The sequence below is a fragment of the Kitasatospora sp. SC0581 genome (assembly GCF_048159585.1).
In the GTDB taxonomy this organism is placed as follows: domain Bacteria; phylum Actinomycetota; class Actinomycetes; order Streptomycetales; family Streptomycetaceae; genus Kitasatospora.
This window is the reverse complement of the sequence record NZ_JBLRWA010000129.1, coordinates 1-469: the sequence shown is the minus strand read 5'-3', so window position 1 is coordinate 469 and position 469 is coordinate 1. Positions and strand designations below refer to the sequence as shown.

The 469-nt window shown below is 42.6% G+C and carries 1 protein-coding gene; it reads right to left on the bottom strand.

The features are described 5' to 3' along the window. The coding region (locus tag ACLWS4_RS37425; protein ID WP_416876489.1) for an acyl-ACP thioesterase domain-containing protein at positions 1 to 429 on the bottom strand (429 nt) is incomplete at its 3' end. Positions 430 to 469: the final 40 nt, after the last annotated feature.

The following is a 469-nucleotide window of genomic DNA, read 5'->3' as shown; positions in this document are numbered from 1 at the left end:
AATAGCGCGTTCCGTACGGTTTTCAGGGTAGTGGATGTTAATTGATTCTGTTCGTTTAATTTTCCGATCGTTTAAACCCATGACGACCCATTTTGATGCCGCTTTTATGATGACCGCTCCGGTGTGATCTTTGACAAGAAAGTCGCGGTCAAAATCAATCTTGCTTGGTTGAAGCGGCCACGTTTCAATCGTGATGTTTTCATCCCAAGTAGGATGGCGCAGGATATCCACGCGAATGCGGGTTAAAATCCATGCCACCTTATACTTCTTCTCCAATGTCTCAATGCCATAACCAAGATCCTCGGCAGCGAGGCTGGCAATGTCTTGAAACAAGCTGAACAATGCGCTTAGCTTTAACTTCTTTGTAAAGTCAACATCCCTAAGTTCTATATGATACTGTCCTTTATATAGAGATGATCCGTTTGCCATTTTGAAAACTCCCTTAAAATAAGCTGCCCTTATTTTACCA